The following is a 2,240-nucleotide window of genomic DNA, read 5'->3' on the forward strand; positions in this document are numbered from 1 at the left end:
AAGTGGAGCCAGCACAGACCACTTGTCGCTCGTCCGCTCCACGAGACCGCCCTGAGCGGTGACCTCAAGCCAGGCGATCAAGTCGGCGTACGGGACACCAGCATGGCTTGCAATAATCTCGATGTCCTCAAGTGAGGCTGCGCCGAGTGCGGCGATGCAGGCCAACGCGTCATTGAGTACGGGGCTGCCTGCAATAGCGGTAGCGAGGCCAGCCACTTGGTCAAGAAGTGATTGACCAGTTGCGAGGTCGTCGCCTGCACCGTTGATGACCAAACGAGAGAGGATGGCCGCCCAGCCCGGTCGGCCGTCGGACTGTTCGAGTACCAGTGACCGGGCGTGGACGCCGTGGACTCCGAGCGCTTGGATCATTTGATCTAGTGCGGCTCGCGCTAGGCGGTCCACCTCGACCCGCGTCGGCTTGTTAAGTAGAGCCTCTACAGGAGCCTCGGTTCCTGGCCACGTTGCGGCGACTATGGTGAAGCTGAACCGTTCCTTGCTACGAATGCGTACCAGCTGCTCAAGGAGCTCCTGGTCAAGGTGGGCATCGTCTAGCACGACGGTCGTGGGATCTATGGCGAACAGGTCGTCGGCAAGGTGGTCGCGGGCAAGGCGGTCGATGAAGTGGACACCACCTTCGAGCTCCGCTAGCAGACGGCTCTTGCCAACTCCGGGAACGCCTACTAACGAGACATCGGTCGTCAGCGTTACCGCGGCGCGCAGGTGATCCAGCTCCTCGTCGCGCCCGAACAGGGCGGTGATCGATGACGAAGGCTCAGGGGCTTTCGTTGTCAGTGCTTCAAGACGACCCTCGACTCCAGTCAGTTCAAAGCGGAGATCTGGGTCGCGGCGCAGAGACTCAACTAGCCACTGCCTTGCATATATGCGCGGCACCGGGAGGCTATTGGTTCTACAGTAGGCCTCGATGTTGCGGCGTTTGCTGTCCGAAAGACTCCTAGACGTAATCATCACAAGCAGGTCCAGCCGGAACGTCTCACCCGCATCCCAACATTTCTTCCACGTTCTATGGCTGCTCTTGAGATTATCGAGGGCGTCACCTGTCGTTACCAAAATCGGTATTTGTCAACCTGTTTGGGAGAGGTTGATGTTTTGTTGGGTTCGTTGTTGGGGGTCGTTGATGGCGACGTAGGCGTCGAGTTGGGGTGTGAGCGGTCGCCTGGCGAATCGTTTGGGGTTGGCGGCGTAACTGGCGTCCAGTGCTGCTTGTCGGATGGTGTTGATTTCCTCGACTCGTCCGTAGTGCACATTGGCCGGGGTGTGTCCTGCAATGCCCTCGTGTTGGTGTGAGTTGTTGTAGCGGGTTACGAACGCTGCAACGTAGTCTCTGGCGTCCTCCAGAGTGGGGAATCCCCTCGGGTAGTCGGTCTCGTATTTGAAAGTTTTGAAGAGGGCTTCGCTGAAGGGATTATCGTTGCTGACCTTGGGCCGGGAGAAGGAACTGGCAATGCCGTGCTCTTCCAAGGCTGCCGCCATGATCTTGCTTTTCATGGAGGCGCCATTGTCTGAATGAAGGTACTCCGGGGCCTGTCCCTGGTCAGTGACGGCGCGGGTGAGCATGTCGGCGGCCACAGCGGATACCTCGGTATGTTCAACCCGCCAACCCACGATGAACCGTGAGTAAATGTCCACGATCAAGTACAGGTCAAAGTACTGGCGCGGGCGTTCTCCTTTCATTTTCGAAATGTCCCAGCTCCACACCCTGTTCGGATTCCAGGCCATCAGCTGAGGAATCTTTTTCGGTGGATGGGTGGCCTGCCGGCGGCGGTCACCACTGAGTTTTTCCTTTTCTGCGACCCGATACCAGGACCGCATCGAGGCGATGTTAATCCCCTGGTCCAGGTGCTTGTAAAAGACCTTCCCCACGGAAAGCTTGGAGTTTTCCTCCAGGGTCAGCAGCCTGACGATCTCGGCCCATTCCTCGGGCAGAAGCGTCTGGGGCTGGACCCGGTCCTTGTGGGGCACAGCAGCCGGCTGGGGGGCCTTGGGCGCCTTGCCGCGGTAGTACGTGGCCGAGGCCAGCCCCAACAGATCCAGGGCCTTCACCGCTGAATGACCGCCGCGTTCCTGGAGTTCGGCAACGAACGGAGTCAGGACTTTTCGCCGTTCTTTGGCTTGAGCCAGGCCGGCCAGCCTTCGACTTCCTCCGGCACGTTCTCGATCTTGGGCATCGTGGCGCTCTTGGCTAAGGAATCCAACAGCGCCGACGCTTTTTTTAGTATGTC

At 59.2% G+C, this 2,240-nt stretch carries 2 protein-coding genes; both read right to left on the minus strand.

Annotated features, from left to right (window positions below; translation table 11 throughout):
• Positions 1-1,068: ATP-binding protein (locus tag G6034_RS19335; RefSeq protein ID WP_176636728.1), on the minus strand; the 1,068-nt coding region annotated here is incomplete at its 3' end.
• A 12-nt stretch (positions 1,069-1,080) separates the two neighbouring features.
• On the minus strand, positions 1,081-2,240 hold a 1,160-nt coding region (locus tag G6034_RS19340; protein WP_176636729.1), incomplete at its 5' end, for an IS3 family transposase.

The sequence above is a fragment of the Arthrobacter wenxiniae genome (assembly GCF_013376105.1).
Classification (GTDB): Bacteria; Actinomycetota; Actinomycetes; order Actinomycetales; family Micrococcaceae; genus Specibacter; species Specibacter wenxiniae.